Source organism: Paraburkholderia sp. RL17-368-BIF-A (assembly GCF_046054045.1).
Taxonomy (GTDB): Bacteria; Pseudomonadota; Gammaproteobacteria; order Burkholderiales; family Burkholderiaceae; genus Paraburkholderia; species Paraburkholderia graminis.
In genome coordinates this window covers 97,353-117,534 of record NZ_JARESN010000007.1, presented here as the reverse complement: position 1 = coordinate 117,534, position 20,182 = coordinate 97,353, and the positions used below count along the sequence as shown (strand labels likewise).

Sequence of the window (20,182 nt, the reverse complement as noted above, 5' to 3'; positions counted from 1 at the left end):
CTCAATGTCCGTCCTTGCCCGAGGCATTGCTGTCCGGATCATGCGGATGGTGCTGGTTGTAGTGTGCAAGCGCCACATCCGGGTCTTCCGTCTCGCCGCCGAACTTCGCGCGAATCACGACGAAGAACATCGGGATCATGAAAATCGCGAGGAAGGTCGCCGTCAACATGCCGCCGATCACGCCCGTACCGATTGCGTGCTGGCTCGCCGAGCCGGCGCCGTTGCTGATCGCGAGCGGCATCACGCCGAGAATGAACGCGAGCGAGGTCATCAGAATCGGGCGCAGCCGCAGACGCGCCGCTTCCAGCGCGGCCTCGATCGGGCCCATGCCTTCGCTCTGCTGCAACTCGCGCGCGAATTCCACGATCAGAATCGCGTTCTTCGCCGACAGCCCCACCGTGGTCAGCAGACCGACCTGGAAGAACACGTCGTTTTCGAGCCCGCGCAGCGTCGCGGCCAGCAGTGCGCCGATCACGCCGAGCGGCACCACCATGATCACCGAGAACGGGATCGACCAGCTTTCATACAGCGCCGCGAGACACAGGAACACGACGAGGATCGAGATGCCGTAGAGGATCGGCGCCTGCGAACCGGACTGACGCTCCTGCAGCGACAGACCCGTCCACTCGTAGCCGATACCCGCGGGCAGCTTCGCCACGAGCGCTTCCATCGCGGTCATCGCCTGACCGGTCGACTTGCCCGCCGCCGCCGCGCCCTGGATTTCCACCGCGGAAATACCGTTGTAGCGCTCGAGCTTCGGCGAACCGTAAGTCCACTCCCCGCTTGCGAACGACGAGAACGGCACCATGCCGCCGCCCGTGTTGCGCACGTACCAGGCGTTCAGGTCTTCGGGCTTCATCCGGAACTGGGCATCGCCCTGCATGTAGACCTTCTTGATCCGGCCGTCTGTATCGAGGAAGTTGTTGACGTACTGCGACGCCCACGCGATCGAGAACGTCTGGTCGATCGCCGACAACGACACGCCGAGCGCCGCCGCCTTTTCGTGGTCGATATTCACCTTGAACTGCGGCGTATCGTTCAACCCGTTCGGACGAACCTGAGCCAACGTCGGATCTTGCGCGGCCATGCCGAGCAGCATGTTGCGCGCTTCCATCAGCTTGGCGTGACCGACACCCGCGCGGTCCTGCAGCTCGAAGTCAAAGCCCGCGGCCGTGCCGAGTTCCGGAATCGACGGCGGATTCACCGGGTACACCAGCGCGCCCTTATAGCTGCCGAAGTGCATGAAAAGACGGCCCACCAGCGCCTGCACCTTTTCGTCCGCATGCTGACGCTGCGCGTAGTCCTTCATCCGCACGAACACGAGACCCGCGTTCTGACCGCGGCCCGCAAAGCTGAAGCCGTTCACCGTGAAGGTCGATTCGACAATCGCCTTCTCGCCGTTGAGCAGGTAGTCCGACACGTCCTTCAACGCGCGCGCCGTGGTTTCCTGCGTCGAGCCGGACGGCGTTTGCACGAGCACGAACATCGTGCCCTGGTCTTCATCGGGCAGGAACGACTTCGGCAATTTCACGAACAGCAGGCCAACCGCGAAAATCACCACCATATAGATGATGAGCCAGCGGCCCGAGCGCTTGATCACGTGGTGCACGCCCGAGTGATACTTGTCGCGGCTCTTGTTGAAAGTGCGGTTGAACCAGCCGAAGAAGCCCTTCTTCTCTTCGTGATGACCTTGCGGAATCGGCTTGAGAATCGTCGCGCACAAGGCCGGCGTGAGAATCAGCGCGACCAGCACGGACAGCACCATCGCCGCCACGATTGTCAGCGAGAACTGCCGGTAAATCGCGCCGACCGAGCCGCCCGAGAACGCCACCGGCACGAACACCGCCGACAGCACGAGCGCCACGCCGACGAGCGCGCCGGTAATCTGGTCCATCGCCTTGCGGGTCGCGTCGCGAGGCGATAAGCCCTCTTCCGCCATCACCCGCTCGACGTTTTCCACCACCACGATCGCGTCGTCCACCAACAGGCCAATGGCCAGCACGAGACCGAACATCGACAGCGTGTTGATGGAGAAGCCCACCACGCTCATGACCGCGAACGTGCCCAGCAGCACCACCGGCACGGCGATCGTCGGGATCAGCGTGGCGCGCAGGTTCTGCAGGAACAGGTACATCACCAGGAACACCAGCACGATACCTTCGAGCAGCGTCTTGACCACTTCCTCGATCGACAGACGCACGAACGGCGTGGTGTCGTACGGGTACTTCACGACGAGACCGTGCGGGAAGTACTTCGACAACTCGTCGACCTTCGCGCGCACCGCCTTCGCGGTAGCCAGCGCATTCGCGCCCGTGGCGAGCTGGATACCGAAGCCCGCGGTCGGCTGACCGTTGTACTTCGTGTCGAAGTTGTAGTTCTCGCCGCCCAGCTCAACACGCCCCACGTCCTTGATGCGGACTTGCGAGCCGTCCGGATTCACCTTCAGCAGAATGTTGCTGAACTGTTCCGGCGTATTAAGCAGCGTGGCTTCCGTGATGGTCGCCTGCAACACCTGCCCCGGCACCGACGGCGTGCCGCCGAGCGAGCCGCCCGCGACCTGAACGTTCTGCGCCTGCAACGCGCTCTGCACATCCACCGGCGTGAGGCCGAAGTTGGTGAGCTTGTTCGCGTCGAGCCAGATGCGCATCGCGTACTGCGAGCCGAACAGCGTGACCGTGCCCACGCCGTCGATACGGCTGACCGGGTCCTGCACGTTCGACGCCACGTAGTTCGCGAGGTCGTACTTGTTCATGCTGCCGTCTTCGGACACGAACGCCATGACCAGCAAGAAGCTGCTGCTCGACTTCGTGACTTTCGTACCCAGTTGCTGCACGGCTTGCGGCAACAGCGGCGTGGCGAGCTGCAGCTTGTTCTGCACCTGCACCTGCGCGATGTCAGGATTGGTGCCGGCCGCGAACGTCAGCGTGATGGTTGCCGTACCCGAGTCGTCCGAGGTGGACGACAGATACAGCAAGTGGTCGAGACCACTCATCGACTGCTCGATCACCTGCGTGACGGTGTTTTCGACCGTCTTCGCCGACGCGCCCGGATAGGTTGCGCTGATCTGCACAGCCGGCGGTGCGATGGTCGGGTATTGCGCGATCGGCAATGTAAACACCGACGCAATGCCCGCGAGCATCAGGATGATGGCGATCACCCATGCAAAAATCGGGCGATCAATAAAGAACTTTGCCATGTGGCGGGCTCCCTGTTATTACGCGCCCGATGCTGCGGAAGCGGGTTGAGCCGTCTGCGCAGCGCCGCTGGCGGCCGGCGCGCCCTGGGCGGCTGCGCCCGAGGCTGGCGAGGCGGGAAGTTGTGCGGCAACGGCTTTGACCTGCATGCCGGGCTTCGCCTTGTCGGTGCCCTGCACGATCACGCGGTCGCCCGGCTTCAGGCCGTTCTCGACCACCCAGTTCGAACCGTACGTACCCGACGTGACAAGCTGACGCAGCGCGACCTTGTTGTCTTCGCCGACGACGAGCGCGGTCGGCTGACCCTTCTGGTCATGCGTGATACCGACTTGCGGCACGACGAGCGCGTTCTCGTTCACGCCTTCCTCGATCTTCGCGCGCACGAACATACCCGGCAGCAGCACCTTGTCCTTGTTCTGGAAGATCGCGCGGACGGTGACGGAACCGGTGCTCTGGTCGACCGTGACGTCGGTGAACTGCAGCTTGCCCTTTTCCGAATAGGTGCGGCCGTCTTCGAGAATCAGCGACACCTTCGCTGCGTCAGGTCCGTTCGTCTTGAGACGCCCTTCCTGAATTTCGCGGCGCAGCTTCAGGCCGTCGAGGCTCGATTGCGTCAGGTCGACGTAGACCGGGTCGAGCTGCTGGACGGTGGCCAGCAACGTCGCGGCGCTCGCCTGCACATACGCGCCCGGCGTGACTTGCGATACACCGACCTGGCCGGTCACCGGCGAGGTGACGTCCGTATAGCCGAGGTTGATCTGCGCCGTCTCGACCGCGGCCTTGCCGGCGGCGACGTCGGCCGCGGCCTGGCCTTGCGCGGCCACCGCGTTGTCGTAGTCCTGCTTGCTGACCGCGTTGGCGGCGACCAGCACCTTGAAGCGGCTGGCCTGCGCCGTGGTCGACGCAAGGTTGGCCTGCGCCTTGGCGAGCGAGGCCTTCGCGTTATTCAGCGCGGCGATATAAGGCGCCGGATCGATCTTGTACAGACGTTGACCCGCCTTGACCTGACCGCCTTCCGTGAACTCGCGGCGCAGCACGATGCCGTCGACCCGCGCGCGCACTTGCGCGACGAGGAAGGCGCTGGTGCGGCCGGGCAATTCGGTGACGACAGGTACGGTAGTCGGCTGGACGGTGACGACGCCAACTTCGGGCGTCTGTTGCGGCGGGGCAGATTGTTTTGGTCCGCATGCTGCCAGCAATATGGCAGCCGTCGCGGCACTGATTAAGCGGAATGGAACCCGTTCGACGCGCATGGAGCGACCTCTGTCTATGACTGAGAATGAAAAAGTGCGCGCATCCCTACCCCGGGGACAGCAGCGCACACATGCGTCTTGCGACGCTCGACCGGAAGCCCGTGAAGACGTACCGAAGTTACGAGGCACCTGGGCGATATGCGCCAAACCGGGAAATGCCGCACGGCGCCGCCCGTTCGGGCGCGACGCAAAGAGCGTTTTGAAAGGCAACAGTGACGGATATTAACTGGTCGTCACGGCTTGGGCTATCCGATCGTGGGGTGCTATTATATATACATTCAAGAATGAATGTAAAAGTGCGTTGCTTCTCGTGCAGGGCGGGGACCGGCAAGAATGCTTCGGCAAACACTCAAGAGCAGACGGATTGTCACCGGGCGTACTTAAAAAAGCTCGGGAAAACCCCACAATCAGGGCAGGTCATATAACCATGGTGCGACGAACCAAGGAAGAAGCGCTGGAGACGCGCAATAGCATTCTCGACGCGGCAGAAAGAGTGTTTTTCGAAAAAGGCGTATCGCGCACGTCGCTCGCGGACATCGCGCAAGCGGCCGGCGTCACGCGCGGCGCCATCTATTGGCATTTCTCGCACAAGAGCGACCTGTTCACGGAGATGTTCGACCGGGTGCTGCTGCCGCTCGACGAACTCAAGGCCGCGTCGCTGGACCCCAACGAGCCCGATCCGCTCGGCCGTCTGATGGAAATCTGTATTGTGTGCGTGCGCGACACGGCGAACGATCCGCGCCGCCGCCGCGTGTTCGACATCCTGTTTCTGAAGTGCGAGCTGGTCGAGGAAATGGGACCGGTGATGGTCCGCTATCAGACCAACATGCGCGAGGCGCTGGTCAAGATCGAAGGCGGCTTGCGCAATGCGATCTCGAAGGGGCAATTGCCCGCGGACCTCGACACGAAGCTGGCCGCGGCGATGGTGCATGCGTTTGTCGGCGGATCGTTGCGCGACATGCTGTTCCTGCCCGATGCGACCGATTTCGCCGCGCTCGGCGAACGCATGGTCGAAGGCATCTTCGATGCGCTGCGCATGAGCCCGGCGCTGCGCAAGTTGGCGTAAGGCTGTCGGCGGCTCGGGCTCGTCGCGGCTTTTCAGCCGCGTCCGTGGCTCTGCGTGTCAGCGGTTTCTGCTGCGCGCTTTCTGATTCGACGCATAGATATTGCCGCGTTCGAGCGGCACGCCGCTTTTCACCGCGGCAAGCCATTCGTCCGTGCTCGCGACCGCCGCGAAGCGCGACTGCAGCACCACGCAAAATACCCGGTGGATGTCCTCTGCGCTCGCAAAGCCCGCGCTGTTTTCGTACGGGACCGAGCCCGTCGCGTCATGCAGAAACTCGACCGTGAGCCCGGCGTGGACCGCGTGGTTGATCGTCGACGCATCGCAGTTGTGCGTCATGTAGCCGGCGACCGTCAGCGTGTCGATCTGACGCGCGGTCAGCCACTCGGCGAGATCCGTGCCGGTGAAGGCGCTCGGCAGCGACTTTTCCACGTAGTGATCGTGCTCGCGCGACGCGACGACCGGGTGCAGTCCCGCGCCGTCGCTGCCGCGCGCGAAGATCGGCGAGCCGCCCGGCGCGAAATTCTGCACGACGACGACCGGCACGCCGGCCGCGCGCGCCGCATCCATCGCGCGGCCGATGTTGGCGAGCGAGCTTTGCACCTCCGGATATTCGATCGGCAGATCGCCGCTCACGTATTCGTTCTGCACGTCGATGACGATGAGCGCGCGGCGCGGGCTGGTCATGGCAAGACTCCTGTGGGTGTTGATCGATGTCGCGCGCCGCCGTTGCTGCGAGCGCGGAAGACCGGGCTGCAAGCCGCAACGGCAGCGGCGATGACGCATTGTTCCTCCACCGCGCCTTCGACAACAGCGGCCCGTTTGACAATCTTCGCTAGAATCGGGCCATTGGTTTTCCCATCGACGTTGTCATTCCACCAGGTGCCCGACTCATGGCTGCATCCGCCGCATCGGCTGCGCTGGCCGCTTCGTCCGATCCACAGCACGCGCACATCGTCGCGGTGATCGCCTTCGACCGCATCAGTCCATTTCACCTCTCGGTGCCGTGCGTGGTTTTTGGCGAGGACCGCAGCGGCGCCGTGCCGCATTTCGATTTTCGCGTGTGCGCGGCCGAAACCGGCCCGCTGACGACGACCGCGGGTTTCTCGATCGCCGTCACGCATGGCCTCGAAGCGCTCGCCGAAGCCCACACGATCATCGTGCCGAGCTGGCGCGATCCCGACGAGCCGCCGCCCGCGGCCTTGCTCGACGCGCTGCGCGCGGCCCACGCGCGCGGTGCGCAGCTCGTCGGACTATGCCTCGGCGCGTTCGTGCTGGCCGCGGCCGGCATTCTCGACGAGCGCCCGGCGTCGACGCACTGGGCGTGGGCCGACGACTTCGCGCGCCGCTACCCGCGCGTGAGGCTCGACCGCGACGTGCTGTATGTCGACGACGGCAACGTGCTGACATCGGCGGGCACGGCGGCGGGGCTCGATTGCTGCCTGCATGTGCTGCGCAAGATGTGCGGCGCGGAAGTGGCGAACTTCGTCGCGCGCCGGCTGGTGGTGTCGCCGCATCGGCAAGGCGGGCAGGCGCAATACATTCAGCAGCCAGTGCCGCCGAACATCCGCGAAGACCGGCTGTCGGGCCTGCTCGACTGGGTACGCGGCAATCTCGACGCGGCGCACACGCTCGACAGCCTCGCGGCGCGCACGCTGATGAGCCGCCGCACTTTCACGCGGCGCTTCAGGCTCGCGACGGGCACGACTGTCGGCGCCTGGCTGCTCGCGCAGCGGCTCGGGCGCGCGCAGCAGTTGCTCGAGAGCACGGATGAGTCGGTGGAGGCGATCGCGGGCATGGCCGGCTTCGGGTCGGCGGCATCGCTGCGCCAGCATTTCGCGGACGCGTTTCGCACGTCGCCGTCGGCGTGGCGAAGGGAGTTTCGCGGTGCGTGACGCTGGGTAGCCGATGCGAGTGGCGCGATAGGTGAAGCTCGCGCTGCCCGGCGCGCACGGGATGAAGCTCGCGACGCATCAGGCGCTCAGCGAGAAAGCAACCCCCGCCCGGCAACGAGCGCGCGACAAGACCAAGCGCGGCCCGGAACGACGTCCTTTCGTAGGCGCGCACCGCGATTTCGTAGTCGCGTCGGCGCGACAGTCGTCGTCATGGGGTTGCGCGTGGCGCATCACACGTCATGCGTCAACACGCCACGGCCTAAGCGGCCCTCACCGCTCACTAATCCACCGCGCGACATACAACAACAACGCGACCAGAAAAATCATCGCCGCCCATGCCCAGTTCGGCACGGCATGCGGCGTCGGTTCGTGATGCGAGACGCTGTGCGATACGCTCGCCGCCCGTCCGCCGAGCGCGCCGCCATCCTCGCCGCGAGTGCGCCGCGCGATGCCGCCCAACGTGATCGGCCGCAAAAACACATGCTGGCGACGCGCCGCCGAACCGCGCGCGCGATTCGGACCCTGGCCGTGCTTCGCGCACACGACCGCGCTGAATTCGGCGAAGAAATCGTCGGCGAGTTGACGCAGCGCGTTTTCGAGTTGACGCGTGGGCAATTGCGCGAGCGGTCCCGACGACGTCGCCCAGATCGTGTAGTCGATCCGCGTGCCGCGCTCGCGACCGCCCGCCGCGCCCTCTTCCGCGCGCAGCCGCACTTCGATCTGTCCGCGCAGCGACCCGACACCGTCGGCGCGCGCCTTGAAGTTGATGGTGCGGCGTTCCGCATCGGCGGGGCCCGAATCCTGGCCGGCGACGTGCGCGCGAACTTCGTAACGCGCGCGCAGCGGCCCGAGCGGAACCGTCATGGTCAGCGCGTATTCGCCGTGCGCAAAGCGCGTGAACGACTCGCAGTTATCGAGGCTGGCGCGCAGGAGCGCGAGGTCTTGCAACGCGTCCCAGACATCGGACGGCGCAAGTGGAATCCGCAACGCGTCGTTCAGTTCCATGCCAGCCTCCCGACGAACGCGCGACAGCCGATCAGGACGTCTGATCGATGCGGTCGACGCGCGATGAGTAAAACGCGAGATAGCCCTTGATTCGGCCCGCCTGCTCGAACGGCGTCTCGTAACTCCATACGGCGTTTTCGATCAGGCCGTCTTCGGTGCGCAGATGAAAGTACGACGCGTCGCCCTTGAACGGGCAGTGCGTGGTGTGCGTCGAGCGCTCGAGCCGCGCCATGTTCACGTCTTCGCGCGGAAAGTAGAACACGTCGGGCAGGCCGGTTTCGCTGAGTGTCAGCGCGGCGTGCGTGTCGGCCATCGTCACGCCGCCGTGGATCACGCGGACGCGGTGATCGTTGCCGGTGATCGCGATGGCATGTCCGCCGGCGGACTTGTCCCGGCTTCCGTGGGGTGTCAAGGCATCGCTCATGTCTCGGCTCCGTGAAAGTGTGCGGTCGTGCAAACAGCAAAGCCACGGGACAGGCCCGTGGCTTCATTATCTGTCAAAGTTCTCACGATTGCGCGGCGTCCATGCGGATACCCCGTCAGCCTCGGGTTTACTGGGTGTTCCAGTAGAACGCCGCTTTCGCCGTGCCCTTCGCCGGAACCGTCAGGGCCTTCGACTGGTCGCGGTCCTTGTAGGCCGCATGCACCGTGTAGCGGCCCGGCCGCAGCTTCACGAGCATGTACGGACCGCGCGACGTCGTGCTCAACACCTCGCCGTTATGCGCGTCGACGATCCGCACATGGACGTCGGCGAGAAAGTCCGAGCCCGGCCCCGTGAAGCGCAGCGACAGCGGCCACTGGCTTTGCGCCTGCTGCAGCGCCTTCGACTCGTCGAGACCGACGCCGCCCGAGACGAACGACACGTCGCCTTGCTGCTGGATTTGCGGCAGACCTCCGCCGTTGACGTTGCCTGCGCTCGTCTGGTCGGTGGTGGTGCCACCGGTTACGTCGCTCGCCTGCTGCGCGTACGCGCCGCCCACCAGACCGAGAGTGAGCGCCACGCTGGCCGCGGCGGCTACGATCTTTCGCTGAGTGCGTTGGTTTTTCATCGGTTTGCTCCTTATTGACATCTTCGTCCGGCGCCCGTCGATGGGGCCGGATTCAGGATGGATGCAACCTGCGTGCCACACGGCCGCTCGCCAGGCCGGCAAACCGCCGCCGTGCACGCCCCCTGCCGCAAAGCGCCTGCCTCGCGGCTTCAGCCCTGAAAACAAAAATGCCGGTCTGTGTGCAGTAACTGCAAACAGACCGGCAAGCCTTACTTCATGCGATACGCCGGAACGGAACTCGCCCTGCGCCGTCGATCAGCCGAGGTCCACCGGCACGAAGATCTGCGCGTTGTCGCGCTGGATCAGCAGCGCGATGCTATTGCCTGCGCCCGCAACCATCTGCTTCAATTGATCGACGCTCGCGACGGGCCGGCCGTTGACCGCGAGAATCACGTCGCCCGGCTGAATGCCCGCGCTTTCCGCCGCGCCGCCCGACTGCTGCACCAGGAGCCCGTGCGAGATCGCAGCGCTGCTCTTTTCTTCCGGCGTCAGCGGACGCACGGCGACGCCCAGACGTCCTTGCAACTGCGTCGGCTGGTCGGCCTTGTCGGAAGCGACCTTGCTGTCGGACAACGAGCCGATCGTCACCTTCAGATCCTTCGTGCCCTTGTCGCGCCACACTTGAACCGCGGCCGTGCTGCCAGGCGCGAGACCGGCGATCTGCGAGGGCAGCGCCGACGAATCCGTCACCGGCTCGCCGTTCACCGAGAGAATCACGTCGCCCGGCTGCAAGCCGGCCTTCGCGGCGGGGCCGCCCGGATCGACGGAGCTGACGAGCGCGCCTTGCGGCTTCTGCATGCCGAACGAGTTCGCCAGCGTCTGGTTCATGCCCTGCACCGCGACGCCGAGGCGTCCGCGGCTCACGTGACCGGTCTTGACGATGTCGTCCTTGACCTTGATCGCCTCGTTGATCGGGATTGCGAACGAAAGCCCCTGGAAGCCGCCCGTCTGCGAGTAGATCATCGAATTGATGCCGATCACTTCGCCCTGCAGATTAAAGAGCGGCCCGCCCGAATTGCCCGGATTCACCGGCACATCGGTCTGGATAAACGGCGTGTAGTTTTCGTTCGGCAGCGAACGCGACTTCGCGCTGATGATGCCCGAGGTCACCGTATTGTCGAAACCATACGGCGAGCCGATGGCGACGACCCACTGCCCGACCTTGCTCTGACGCGGATCGCCGATCTTGACCGTGGGCAGATTGCCCGCATCGATCTTCAGCACGGCCACGTCGGACTGCTTGTCGGCGCCGACCACCTTGGCCTTGAATTCGCGCTTGTCGGTGAGCTTCACGGTGACGACGTTGGCGCCGTCCACCACATGCGCGTTGGTCAGAATATAACCGTCGCTGCTGACGATGAAGCCCGAGCCGAGGCTCGCGCTCGGCTGATCGGGCACATCGCCGCCGTCGCCGCCTTGCATGCCCGGCATGCCGCCGAAAAAGTGCTTGTAGAACTGATAAAACGGATCGCTCGGATCGATCGGCAACTGGTTGCCGCCATTGCCACCGTTGCCGCGCAGCGCAGCGCGCTTCACGACATGCTTCGCGCTGATGTTGACGACGGCCGGCCCGTAGGTTTCGACGAGACCGGAGAAATCGGGAATGCCGGTTTTCGCAGCGGCTTCGGCGGGCATCATCGCGGCTTGCGCCGGCGTGATGACCTGCGGCGCCGGCACGTCGCGATGGCCCGCCACATAGCCGGCGGAAAGCGCTACGGCGACAGCAGCCGCGACGGCGCTGCGGGACAAGGTTTTCGCGTTCATTGTGTGCTCCTGACTGGAGAAAGAAACTCGGATGTCAGGAAGCGTAAGCGTTATCGCTTAAAGGAGACTTAAGCAGCGACAGATCGCGTTCGACTAGTTTAGCCCTTGTTTCAGGGGCTTTTCTTTAGAAAGGAAGTTGAAACCTTGCTGGTCAGAAACGCACTGTGACCTGGAGCCCGCCCGCCGGCGATTCGTCGAGCGATATCGCCGCCTGATGCTGGGTCGCGATGCGCCGCACGATTGCGAGGCCCAATCCGCTGCCGGCGACGTCGGTACGCACGCGATTCTCGCCGGCTCCCGCGCGGTAGAAACGGTTGAACACGCGCTCGCGTTCGGCCGGCTCGATGCCCGGTCCGCTGTCGGCGATACGCACGACCGGATGCCCGCCTTCCACATGCAGGCTCACGTCGACGCGCCCGCCTCGCGGCGTGTACTTGGTTGCGTTGTCCACGAGATTGTTGAACATCACGCGCAGCGATTCGGGGTCGCCGATCACCGTGGCCGACTCGCTCGCCTCGATGCCGAGATCGACGCCGCGATCCTGCGCAAGGGGCGCATACGCGAGCACGCAGTCCGAGAGCAGCGCGCGCAAATCGATCGCATCGGTCGCGGCAAGGCCGTCCGGCTCCGAGCGCGCAAGCGCGAGCAGTTGCTCGGCGAGGCGCGTCGCGCGCGTCACGCCGGCTTGCAGATCGGCGAGCGCTTCGCCGCGCGCGGCGTCGTCTTTTGCACGCGACACCAGTTGCGCCTGAATCTGCACGGCGGCGAGCGGCGTGCGCAGTTCGTGCGCCGCATCGGCGACGAAAGCCTTCTGGATGTCGAGCGCGGTGGCGAGCCGCTGCAACAAGCCGTTGAGCGCGCGAACGAGCGGCTGCACTTCGAGCGGCAGACGTTGATCGGGCAACGGATCGAGCGCTTCGGGATGCCGCGTGTCGAGCGCACTCGTCACGCGCCGCAAAGGACGCAGCCCGCGTCCGATGATGACCCACACCGCGAGCCCGAGCACCGGCAGCAGCACGATCAGCGGCCACAGCGTGCGCAACGCGACGTCGGCGGCAAGGCGGTTGCGCACCGAGAGCGGCTGCGCCAGCTGCACGACGTTATCGCCGACGATCGCGCCATACACGCGCCACTCGCCGCGTTCCGTGTGCTCGGTCGAGAAGCCGAGTTCGGCGCGCGGCGCGAGCGGCGCACGCGGACGCGAGTAGTACATCAGCACGCCGTTGCGGTTCCAGATTTGCAGCACGATGCCTTCGTCGCCGGTATCGCGCGAGCCGAGCACTTGCGAGAACGGTTCGGCGGGCAACGCCGCCGCGATCTGCTCCAGCTGGTAATCGAACAGTTCGTTGGCTTCGGCAAGCGCCTGGCGATAGATCAGCCAGCCCGCGATGCCGACGCCGAGCAGCACGAGCGCAAGCAGCCAGACCAGCAATTGACGGCGGATGGATCGCATCGGCTCAGGCTTCCTTCGCGATCATGTAGCCGAGGCCGCGCACGTTGCGGATCAGCTCCGCGCCGAGTTTCTTGCGCAGCGCGTGAATGTAGACCTCGACCGTATTGCTGCCGATCTCCTCGCCCCAGCCGTACATTTTTTCCTCGAGCTGGCTCTTCGACAGCACCGCGCCTGGCCGCGCGAGCAGCGCTTCGAGCAAGGCAAATTCGCGCGCCGACAACGCGACCGGCGCGCCGTCGAGCGTGACCTGATGCGACGCGGGATCGAGCGTCAGATTGCCGTGGCGGATGGTCGAATCGCTGCGTCCCGACTGGCGGCGAATCAGCGCCCGCATGCGCGCGCCGAGTTCGTCGAGATCGAACGGCTTGACGAGGTAATCGTCTGCGCCGGCGTCGAGGCCCTTCACGCGGTCGGCCACCGCATCGCGCGCGGTGACGATCAGCACCGGCAACGCGTGGCCGCGCGCACGCAGCGTGCGCAACACGTCGAGACCGTCGCGCTTGGGCAGGCCGAGGTCGAGCAGCACGAGATCGTAGGGCTGGCTCGACGCCGCGCTGAGCGCCGCTTCGCCGTCTTCCACCCAGTCGACCGCGAAGCCTTCGCCGCGCAGCGCCTTGCGCACGCCTTCGGCAATCATCCGGTCGTCTTCGACTAGCAAGATGCGCATGGTCACATTCCTCAACATTCGATGATGCCGCATTCTAGCGCCCGCTTCGCACTGCGCGCCCGACGACGCATTTTTCGCCGCAGGCTGCACGCATGTCACTACAATGGGCGCTTTGCGTCGCACAACGCCCTGACATTTTGCTTTCTCGCCCGTTCATGACGCACGCTTTCATCTCTTCCGTCGCACGCCGTTTTCATTACGCGGCGCTGCGTTCGCGCCTGAGTTCCGCTTTCATCGCTTTCATCGCCTGTTCGGCTGACGCTTCGGTTTCGACGCCGCCTTCAATACCGCCACGCCGCGTTGTGACGCGCGCGAACGCGGCGTGGCTGTTCGTCTGCGCGGCGCTCGTCGGCTCCGCATCGTTGCCGCTCGCCGCCGAGGCGCGCGTCAAGGCCACGCATCCGAGCGTGAACGTCAGCACCGTGTTGCCGCAGTCCGTCATGATCGGCTTGCAGCGCGCGCACGTACCGTTGTCGTCGATCAGCGTGGTCGTCGAGAAAGTCGGCGACCGCACGCCGATCGTCGCGTTGAACGCCGGCAAGCCGATGATGCCGGCATCGACGATGAAGCTGGTCACCACTTACGCCGGCCTGTCCATTCTCGGCCCCGACTACCGCTGGCGCACGAGCGCCTATAGCGACGGCACGCTCGACGCCAACGGCGTGCTGCACGGCAATCTGTACATTCAGGGCACGGGCGACCCGAAGCTCGTGCCCGAGGAACTGATCGACCTCGTGGAGAAGATCCACAAGGCCGGGATTCGCGGCATCGACGGCGCGCTCGTGCTCGACAAGCGCTACTTCGATCCGTCGACGCGCGACCTGCCCGCCTTCGACGACGACGCCAACGCGCCGTACAACGTCGGTCCCGATCCGCTGCTGTACGCGTTCAAGTCGCTGTCGTTCACGCTGACGCCTTCGCCGGACGGCACGGTCGCCATCGACGTGCTGCCCGCCCTCGCGCAGTTGCAGATCGACAATCAGATGCGCGCGGTCAACGGCCCGTGCCGCGGCGAAGCGGCGTCCGTCTCGCCCACCGTCACGCCGACGCCGAACGGCACGGTCGTCGCGTCGTTCTCCGGCGACTATTCGGTGCGCTGCGGCCCGCGCACGATCAACGTCGCGGTGCTCGATCATTCGGCGTTCTTCGCGGGCGGCTTCCTTGCGCTGTGGCAGCAAACCGGCGGCACGTTCAGCGGCACGACACGCGAAGGGGCGGTCCCCGTCGGCGCGAAGCTCGTCGCCACGCATCAGGGGCCGATACTGTCGGACGTCGTGCGCGACATCAACAAGTTCAGCAACAACACGATGGCGCGCAACCTGTTCCTGTCGATCGGCGCGGCCGAAGAAAAGCCGCCCGCCACGCCCGCCAAATCGGCGCGCGCGATCGAAGCGTTCCTGCGGCGCGACAGCATCGACATGGAATACCTGACGCTCGACAACGGCTCGGGCCTCTCGCGTGACGAGCACATCACGGCGCTCTCGCTCGCCGATTTGCTGCAACGGGCGAACGCAAGTCCGGTGGCGCAGGTGTTCGTGCAGTCGCTGCCGATTGCGGGTGTCGACGGCACGATGCGCAACCGCCTGACCAACCAGGGCGCGGGCGGCAACGCGCAGATCAAGACCGGCACCTTGCGCGACGTGCGCGCGATCGCGGGCTATGTCGCATCCGCGGACGGCAACAGCTATGTCGTGGTGAGCTTCATCAACGATCCGCATTCGGAAGCCGCGCGCGCGGCGCACGACGCGCTGCTCGAATGGGTTTATCAAGGACCCGCCACGGGCTTCAGCAAAATCTCCGCGCCCGCCGCCGAACCGGCGAGCGCGGCACCGCGCGGCAAGCCCAGGAAAAACCCGCGCACGCGCGGCGCCCATTGAGGATTCCTTCTAGCGAAGGCCGCGCGCGCCACGCGCGTAACCGTGTACGCTGTCGGGCAGTGTTCGGGCCGCACGTCACGCCCGAACCATAACAACAAACCCACGACAGAACACCGCGGCATGTCACGCGGCGGCAAGGGACCACGGAGGAAGACACCATGCAATTCGATGCCGAATTGCTGCTGCTCGCCATGGCGCCAGTCTTTCTCGCATGTATCGGCTGGGAGGCGTGGCACCTGCGGCGAACGCGCCCCGGCGCACGGCTCTATAGCTGGCGCGACACGCTCTGCAATGCAGCGCTCGCGCTCATGCAGCAAGCCGCCGACAAGCTCGCGTGGCTCGCGATTCTCCCCGTCTATGCATTCTTCTACGATCACTACCGCGTCCACACGTGGCACGCGGGCTGGCTCTCGTTTGCGCTGCTGTTCGTCGCGCAGGATCTGCTCTACTACGTGTTTCACCGTTGCAGTCATCGCGTGCGCTGGTTGTGGGCCGCGCATGTCGTGCATCACTCGTCGGAGCGGATGAATTTTTCGACCGCGTTCCGGCAGAGCCTTATGTATCCGGTTGCGGGCATGTGGCTCTTCTGGATTCCGCTTGCCGTGCTCGGCTTTCCGCCGAAGCAGATCGTGGCGATCGTGCTGATTAATCTCGGCTTCCAGTTTTTCGTGCATACGCAGGCGATCGGCAAGATCGGCGGCAAGTTTGCGTGGATCGAATACCTGTTCAACACGCCGTCGATTCATCGCGTGCATCACGCGCGCAACGACCGCTATATCGATCGCAACTATGCGGGCGTGCTGGTGATCTGGGACCGGCTGTTCGGCAGTTTCGTCGACGAAGACCCGCGCGAGCCGCCGGTCTACGGCATCGTCGAGCCGCTTCATACCTACAACCCGCTGAGGGCGACGTTTCACGAATGGGCGTCGATGGCGCGCGACTTCGCGAGCGCGCGCAGTGTGCCCGACAAGCTGCGCGCGCTGTTCGCGCCGCCTGCGTGGGCCGCCGATTATCATGCGCGGCGCATGGCTGCTTCAACGGCCCACACAACGCTCAACGACAACGAAAACAACAACAAGGCCGCGTTATCAGCACGACGCAGACCCTGGAAGATTCTGTAAGCTGTCGTCACGCCGCCGACGCGGCGGACGCGGCCTGCAATACATGGCGCAAGGGCCAAACATACGAGGAGATGTAGCCAACATGAAGCAAACAGCATCGAGGAAACAGGATTGGTTGCGCGTCACGCAAATTGCCGTAGCCAGCGCCGCGTTTGCGCTGCTCGCCGCTTGCGGCGGTGGCGGCGATGACAACAACAACGCCAGCAGCAGCACGCCGGCAGGCGGCGTCAAATTGCAGGTCGTCTCGTTCGGCGACAGCCTGTCGGACGTCGGCACGTATGCGCCGGTCATCCAGGGGAGCTTCGGCGGCGGCCGCTTCACGACCAACCCCGGCGAAGTGTGGACGCAAAAGGTCGCCGAGTATTACGGCGACACGTTGAAGCCCGCCTACCTCGGCGGCTTCGGTAAGCCGCTCGCCGCGGCAGGCGGCTTCGGTTACGCCCAGGGCGGCTCGGACGTCGTCAATGCTCAAGGCAAAGGCTGGGCGCCGAACAATATGGCGGCCACGACCGTGCCTATCGTGGGTCAGGTGCAGAACTACCTGAGCGCCCATACGAGCTTCAATGCGAACCAGCTCGTGCTGGTGAACGGCGGCGCGAACGACATCTTCCAGTTCGCCGAAAACACCGCGAATCTCACCGCGCTCGGCGCCGCGCTGCAGACGCAGTTCCCGTTGCTCGTGCAGGCAGGCAAGCTGCCGAATACGCAGGCGGGCCAGGTTGCGTTCATCGTCGGCTATCTGCAGCAGTTGTCCAATCCCCAGGTTGCTCAGGCTGCCAGCCAGCTCGCCGCGCAAGTCAAGACCATCGTCAACGCGGGCGCGACGCACGTCGTGGTGTCGACGGTGCCGGACATCGGCAATACGCCGCTCGGCGTCGCGGCCAACGCGAGCACGCCCGGCTCGGCCGCGCTGCTGTCGGGAATCTCCGCGGCGTATAACTATCTGTTCGTGCAGAACCTCACGGCGCTCGGTCTGCTCGGAACGGGCAAGGTGATCGTGGTCGATGCGTTCACCTGGCAGGATCAGCAGTTGCCGAACTACAAGGCGCTCGGCTTCACGGTGTCGAACACCGGCACGGCCTGCAACCTCACCGCGATGCAGACCAACGCAACCGCTTACGCCCGCGCCAATCCGAGCGCGACGAACGGGCTGACGCCGGAGCAGTACGGCGCGCAGTTCGGCTCTTCGCTGTTCTGCTCGCCGCAGACCTACACGGTGGCCGGCGCGGATCAGACGTACATGTTCGCGGACACGGTTCACCCGAGCTCGCACATGCACGCGCTGTTCGCGCAGTACGTTCAGCAGCAGATCGCGGCGACGGGACTGGGTAAGTAAGTGGAGTGAGTGGAGTTCGGCCGCGCGGGGCGCGGTCGCTTTCCGCGAAGGAAGGATTGAGCAACGCCTGGCTTATCGATTCTGTCGATTGAGTAGCCAGGCGTTTTTTTATTGCGTCTTCGTTCGGTCTTTGATCGAGCGCTTGCGAAGCAACAGCCAAGCGCAGCAAAACTCAGCGCCCTTGCGCCTCGAACGCGGCCGCGGCGCGGCCGAGCCGATCGTTCACGGCGATCCATTCGATCGTATCCGGCAGCTTCTCAATCAGAATACGCGCGACGTTCGCGCGATCCAGCGCCCGCAGCAAGCCGTACAGCTCGCGTGCATACACATGCGGATCTTCCGGCGCGGCGATGAAGTGCACGCCCTCGGCGTCGGCCCAATGCCCTGCTCGCGATGCCCGCGCGACGAGCGCAACGCGCTCGCCGGCTGCGCGCGCGGCGAGCAACGGCTCGAGCGCATTGAACGGCAGCAACGCGAGCGGCGTGCGCGGCGCGTAATGCGCCTTCAGCGTGCCGGACGCACGCGGCGCGGTGGCGTCGGAACCATCGGGCAGGCGCGGCGCTTCGCCGAGCACATCGGCGATGTCTTGCGGCGTGACGCGGCCCGGCCTCAGCAACGCGGGGAATCCGCGCGACAGATCCACAATGGTCGACTCGATGCCGACGTCGGACGCGCCGCCGTCGAGCACATGAATCGCGCTGCCGAACTCGTCGCGCACATGCTGCGCGGTGGTCGGGCTCACATGCCCAAAACGATTCGCCGACGGCGCCGCCACGCCGCCGTGCCCGGCGCGCAACGCGCTGAACGCTTCGAGCAGCGCCTGCGCCACAGGATGCGACGGACAGCGCAAGCCAACGGAATCCTGCCCGCCGCTGACGGCCGCCGGGATGCGCGCCGCGCGCTTCAGAATCAGCGTGAGCGGCCCCGGCCAGAAGGCGTCGATCAGACGCTGCGCCTCTTGCGGCAAGTGCTCGACCCAATAGTTCGGATCGCCCTGCGGCGCGAGATGCACGATCACCGGATGATTGGCCGGCCGGCCCTTTGCCGCGTAGATGCGCGCGACGGCGTCGGGATTCTCCGCGTCGCCGCCGAGGCCATAGACCGTCTCCGTCGGAAACGCGACGAGACCGCCCGCGTCGAGCAGCGCCGCCGCATGCTCGATCTGCGCGGCGCTGACAGGCAGCGCGTTCGCGGCGCCTTCGCCGGATTGGTCGGAATGGCCGGCCTGGCCGGGTGTCTGTGGATCGGGCATGGCGCGCGCGTCAGCTCGTGGGGATATGCAGAAGGCGCGCGCAATCGCGTGCCGCCGTGCGCGCTTCTTCGAGCGTCGCGGCAGTGAAGTTCACGTGGCCCATCTTGCGGCCGCAACGCGCTTCTTCCTTGCCATACAGATGCAGGCGCGCGGCCGGCATCGCCGCCACCTCGTGCCAGGGCGGCGTGACCGACGCGCCCTTCGGCCCGCTTGGGAACCACACGTCGCCGAGAATGTTCAGCATGACGGCCGGCGAATGCTGACGCGTGTCGCCAAGCGGCATGCCGGTCATCGCGCGCACTTGCTGCTCGAACTGGCTGGTCGCGCAGGCGTCGACGGTGTAGTGCCCCGAGTTGTGCGGACGCGGCGCCATTTCGTTGGCCACCAGCGAACCGTCTTCGAGAATGAAGAATTCGACGCACAGCACGCCGACATAACCGAGCTTGTCGGCGATTTGCAGCGCGGCCTGTTGCGCCTGCTGGACAAGCGTCGCGCTCGCGTCCGGCGCCGGCACGATGGTGTGCGACAGCACGCCGTCGCGGTGCGTGTTCTGCGCGAGCGGATAGACGGCCGACGTGCCGCTCGAGCCGCGCGCTATCAATGCGGAGACTTCGAACTTGAGCGGCAAACGCTTTTCGAGCACGCACGGCACGCCGCCGAGCGACGCGTGCGCCTCGCGCACTTCCTCGGCATTGCGCACGCGGATCTGGCCTTTGCCGTCGTAGCCCATGCGCGCCGTTTTGACGATGCCGGGCAGCACGGCGTCGAGCTGTGCATCGTCCATTGCGGCGAGCGCGTCCGATGATTCGATCACGACGTGCGGCGCGACCGCCACGCCCGACGACGCGATAAAGCGCTTTTCGGCGATGCGGTCCTGCGCGACGGCCACGCAGCGGCCGGCCGGGCTGACGAACGTGGTCTTCGCGAGGAAGTCGAGGCTTGCGGCCGGGACGTTCTCGAATTCAGTGGAGACCGCCGCGCACAGCCGCGCGAGTTCGGTCAACGACGCTTCGTCGTCGTAAGCCGCGCGCAGATGGCGGTCGGCTACCGAGCCTGCCGGGCTGTTTTCGTCCGGATCGAGCACGGCGACGCGGTAGCCCATGGCCTGTGCGGCAAAGCAGAACATGCGGCCGAGCTGGCCGCCACCGACCATGCCAAGCCATGCGCCTGGCAGAATCGGTGAAACCGGTGTGTTGTCTGGGTTCATCTTGGTGGTCGGTCGCGGCCGGGCGTGCATGCGGTTCAGCAGTGGC

At 65.4% G+C, this 20,182-nt stretch carries 16 protein-coding genes; 5 read left to right on the top strand and 11 right to left on the bottom strand.

Annotated elements, in window-relative coordinates; genetic code table 11:
• Position 1: 1 nt before the first annotated feature.
• Complete coding sequence (locus P0D87_RS14355) at positions 2-3,196, bottom strand: efflux RND transporter permease subunit (RefSeq protein ID WP_006049994.1); 3,195 nt, start codon at positions 3,194-3,196, stop codon at positions 2-4.
• 18 nt (positions 3,197-3,214) lie between these two features.
• A complete protein-coding gene (locus tag P0D87_RS14350; RefSeq protein ID WP_006049993.1) occupies positions 3,215-4,447 on the bottom strand; it encodes an efflux RND transporter periplasmic adaptor subunit in 1,233 nt (410 codons plus the stop codon).
• 427 nt (positions 4,448-4,874) lie between these two features.
• Between P0D87_RS14350 and P0D87_RS14345 the strand changes: the two genes are divergently transcribed.
• Positions 4,875-5,513, top strand: coding sequence for a TetR family transcriptional regulator (locus P0D87_RS14345; RefSeq protein WP_006049992.1), 639 nt, complete (start codon positions 4,875-4,877; stop codon positions 5,511-5,513).
• A gap of 57 nt (positions 5,514-5,570) precedes the next feature.
• Here the strand turns inward: P0D87_RS14345 and P0D87_RS14340 are convergent, their stop codons facing one another.
• A complete protein-coding gene (locus P0D87_RS14340; RefSeq protein WP_053858697.1) occupies positions 5,571-6,197 on the bottom strand; it encodes a cysteine hydrolase family protein in 627 nt (208 codons plus the stop codon).
• A gap of 206 nt (positions 6,198-6,403) precedes the next feature.
• Between P0D87_RS14340 and P0D87_RS14335 the strand changes: the two genes are divergently transcribed.
• Positions 6,404-7,405, top strand: a complete 1,002-nt coding sequence (locus P0D87_RS14335; protein WP_029968163.1) for a helix-turn-helix domain-containing protein — start codon at positions 6,404-6,406, stop codon at positions 7,403-7,405.
• A gap of 270 nt (positions 7,406-7,675) precedes the next feature.
• On the opposite strand, the gene P0D87_RS14330 is transcribed toward P0D87_RS14335, so the two are convergent.
• The 6 genes from P0D87_RS14330 to P0D87_RS14305 form a co-directional block, all read right to left on the bottom strand.
• Complete coding sequence (locus P0D87_RS14330) at positions 7,676-8,410, bottom strand: SRPBCC family protein (protein WP_006049989.1); 735 nt, start codon at positions 8,408-8,410, stop codon at positions 7,676-7,678.
• 31 nt (positions 8,411-8,441) lie between these two features.
• Positions 8,442-8,834, bottom strand: a complete 393-nt coding sequence (locus tag P0D87_RS14325) for a DUF427 domain-containing protein (protein WP_006049988.1) — start codon at positions 8,832-8,834, stop codon at positions 8,442-8,444.
• A gap of 127 nt (positions 8,835-8,961) precedes the next feature.
• Entirely contained in the window at positions 8,962-9,459 is a 498-nt protein-coding gene (locus tag P0D87_RS14320) for a hypothetical protein (RefSeq protein WP_006049987.1), read from the bottom strand.
• A 255-nt stretch (positions 9,460-9,714) separates the two neighbouring features.
• The gene (locus tag P0D87_RS14315) at positions 9,715-11,223 is read right to left on the bottom strand and encodes a DegQ family serine endoprotease (protein ID WP_006049986.1); all 1,509 of its coding nucleotides are present in this window, start codon (positions 11,221-11,223) and stop codon (positions 9,715-9,717) included.
• Between the two features lie 151 nt (positions 11,224-11,374).
• Positions 11,375-12,676, bottom strand: coding sequence for an ATP-binding protein (locus P0D87_RS14310; protein WP_006049985.1), 1,302 nt, complete (start codon positions 12,674-12,676; stop codon positions 11,375-11,377).
• Positions 12,677-12,680: 4 nt separating this feature from the next.
• The gene (locus tag P0D87_RS14305; protein WP_006049984.1) at positions 12,681-13,343 is read right to left on the bottom strand and encodes a response regulator; all 663 of its coding nucleotides are present in this window, start codon (positions 13,341-13,343) and stop codon (positions 12,681-12,683) included.
• Between the two features lie 155 nt (positions 13,344-13,498).
• On the opposite strand from P0D87_RS14305, the gene dacB reads away from it, so the two are divergent.
• From dacB to P0D87_RS14290, 3 genes are all read left to right on the top strand, one after another.
• Positions 13,499-15,220 carry a D-alanyl-D-alanine carboxypeptidase/D-alanyl-D-alanine endopeptidase gene (gene dacB, locus P0D87_RS14300; RefSeq protein ID WP_053858698.1) on the top strand — a complete coding sequence of 574 codons (1,722 nt, stop codon included), beginning with the start codon at positions 13,499-13,501 and terminating at the stop codon, positions 15,218-15,220.
• 158 nt (positions 15,221-15,378) lie between these two features.
• The gene (locus P0D87_RS14295; RefSeq protein WP_053858699.1) at positions 15,379-16,341 is read left to right on the top strand and encodes a sterol desaturase family protein; all 963 of its coding nucleotides are present in this window, start codon (positions 15,379-15,381) and stop codon (positions 16,339-16,341) included.
• Positions 16,342-16,423: 82 nt separating this feature from the next.
• The gene (locus P0D87_RS14290) at positions 16,424-17,677 is read left to right on the top strand and encodes an SGNH/GDSL hydrolase family protein (protein WP_006049981.1); all 1,254 of its coding nucleotides are present in this window, start codon (positions 16,424-16,426) and stop codon (positions 17,675-17,677) included.
• 172 nt (positions 17,678-17,849) lie between these two features.
• On the opposite strand, the gene P0D87_RS14285 is transcribed toward P0D87_RS14290, so the two are convergent.
• Complete coding sequence (locus P0D87_RS14285) at positions 17,850-18,929, bottom strand: L-threonylcarbamoyladenylate synthase (protein WP_053858700.1); 1,080 nt, start codon at positions 18,927-18,929, stop codon at positions 17,850-17,852.
• A 10-nt stretch (positions 18,930-18,939) separates the two neighbouring features.
• Positions 18,940-20,136 (bottom strand): 5-(carboxyamino)imidazole ribonucleotide synthase, encoded by a 1,197-nt coding sequence (locus P0D87_RS14280; RefSeq protein ID WP_006049979.1) that lies wholly within the window; start codon positions 20,134-20,136, stop codon positions 18,940-18,942.
• Between the last annotated feature and the right edge of the window lie 46 nt (positions 20,137-20,182).

Bases quoted from the DNA above. Each gene is read 5' to 3' on its own strand.
- P0D87_RS14355 (WP_006049994.1), bottom strand. From the start codon at position 3,196: ATGGCAAAGTTCTTTATTGATCGCCCGATTTTTGCATGGGTGATCGCC.
- P0D87_RS14350 (WP_006049993.1), bottom strand. From the start codon at position 4,447: ATGCGCGTCGAACGGGTTCCATTCCGCTTAATCAGTGCCGCGACGGCT.
- P0D87_RS14345 (WP_006049992.1), top strand. From the start codon at position 4,875: ATGGTGCGACGAACCAAGGAAGAAGCGCTGGAGACGCGCAATAGCATT.
- P0D87_RS14340 (WP_053858697.1), bottom strand. From the start codon at position 6,197: ATGACCAGCCCGCGCCGCGCGCTCATCGTCATCGACGTGCAGAACGAA.
- P0D87_RS14335 (WP_029968163.1), top strand. From the start codon at position 6,404: ATGGCTGCATCCGCCGCATCGGCTGCGCTGGCCGCTTCGTCCGATCCA.
- P0D87_RS14330 (WP_006049989.1), bottom strand. From the start codon at position 8,410: ATGGAACTGAACGACGCGTTGCGGATTCCACTTGCGCCGTCCGATGTC.
- P0D87_RS14325 (WP_006049988.1), bottom strand. From the start codon at position 8,834: ATGAGCGATGCCTTGACACCCCACGGAAGCCGGGACAAGTCCGCCGGC.
- P0D87_RS14320 (WP_006049987.1), bottom strand. From the start codon at position 9,459: ATGAAAAACCAACGCACTCAGCGAAAGATCGTAGCCGCCGCGGCCAGC.
- P0D87_RS14315 (WP_006049986.1), bottom strand. From the start codon at position 11,223: ATGAACGCGAAAACCTTGTCCCGCAGCGCCGTCGCGGCTGCTGTCGCC.
- P0D87_RS14310 (WP_006049985.1), bottom strand. From the start codon at position 12,676: ATGCGATCCATCCGCCGTCAATTGCTGGTCTGGCTGCTTGCGCTCGTG.
- P0D87_RS14305 (WP_006049984.1), bottom strand. From the start codon at position 13,343: ATGCGCATCTTGCTAGTCGAAGACGACCGGATGATTGCCGAAGGCGTG.
- dacB (WP_053858698.1), top strand. From the start codon at position 13,499: ATGACGCACGCTTTCATCTCTTCCGTCGCACGCCGTTTTCATTACGCG.
- P0D87_RS14295 (WP_053858699.1), top strand. From the start codon at position 15,379: ATGCAATTCGATGCCGAATTGCTGCTGCTCGCCATGGCGCCAGTCTTT.
- P0D87_RS14290 (WP_006049981.1), top strand. From the start codon at position 16,424: ATGAAGCAAACAGCATCGAGGAAACAGGATTGGTTGCGCGTCACGCAA.
- P0D87_RS14285 (WP_053858700.1), bottom strand. From the start codon at position 18,929: ATGCCCGATCCACAGACACCCGGCCAGGCCGGCCATTCCGACCAATCC.
- P0D87_RS14280 (WP_006049979.1), bottom strand. From the start codon at position 20,136: ATGAACCCAGACAACACACCGGTTTCACCGATTCTGCCAGGCGCATGG.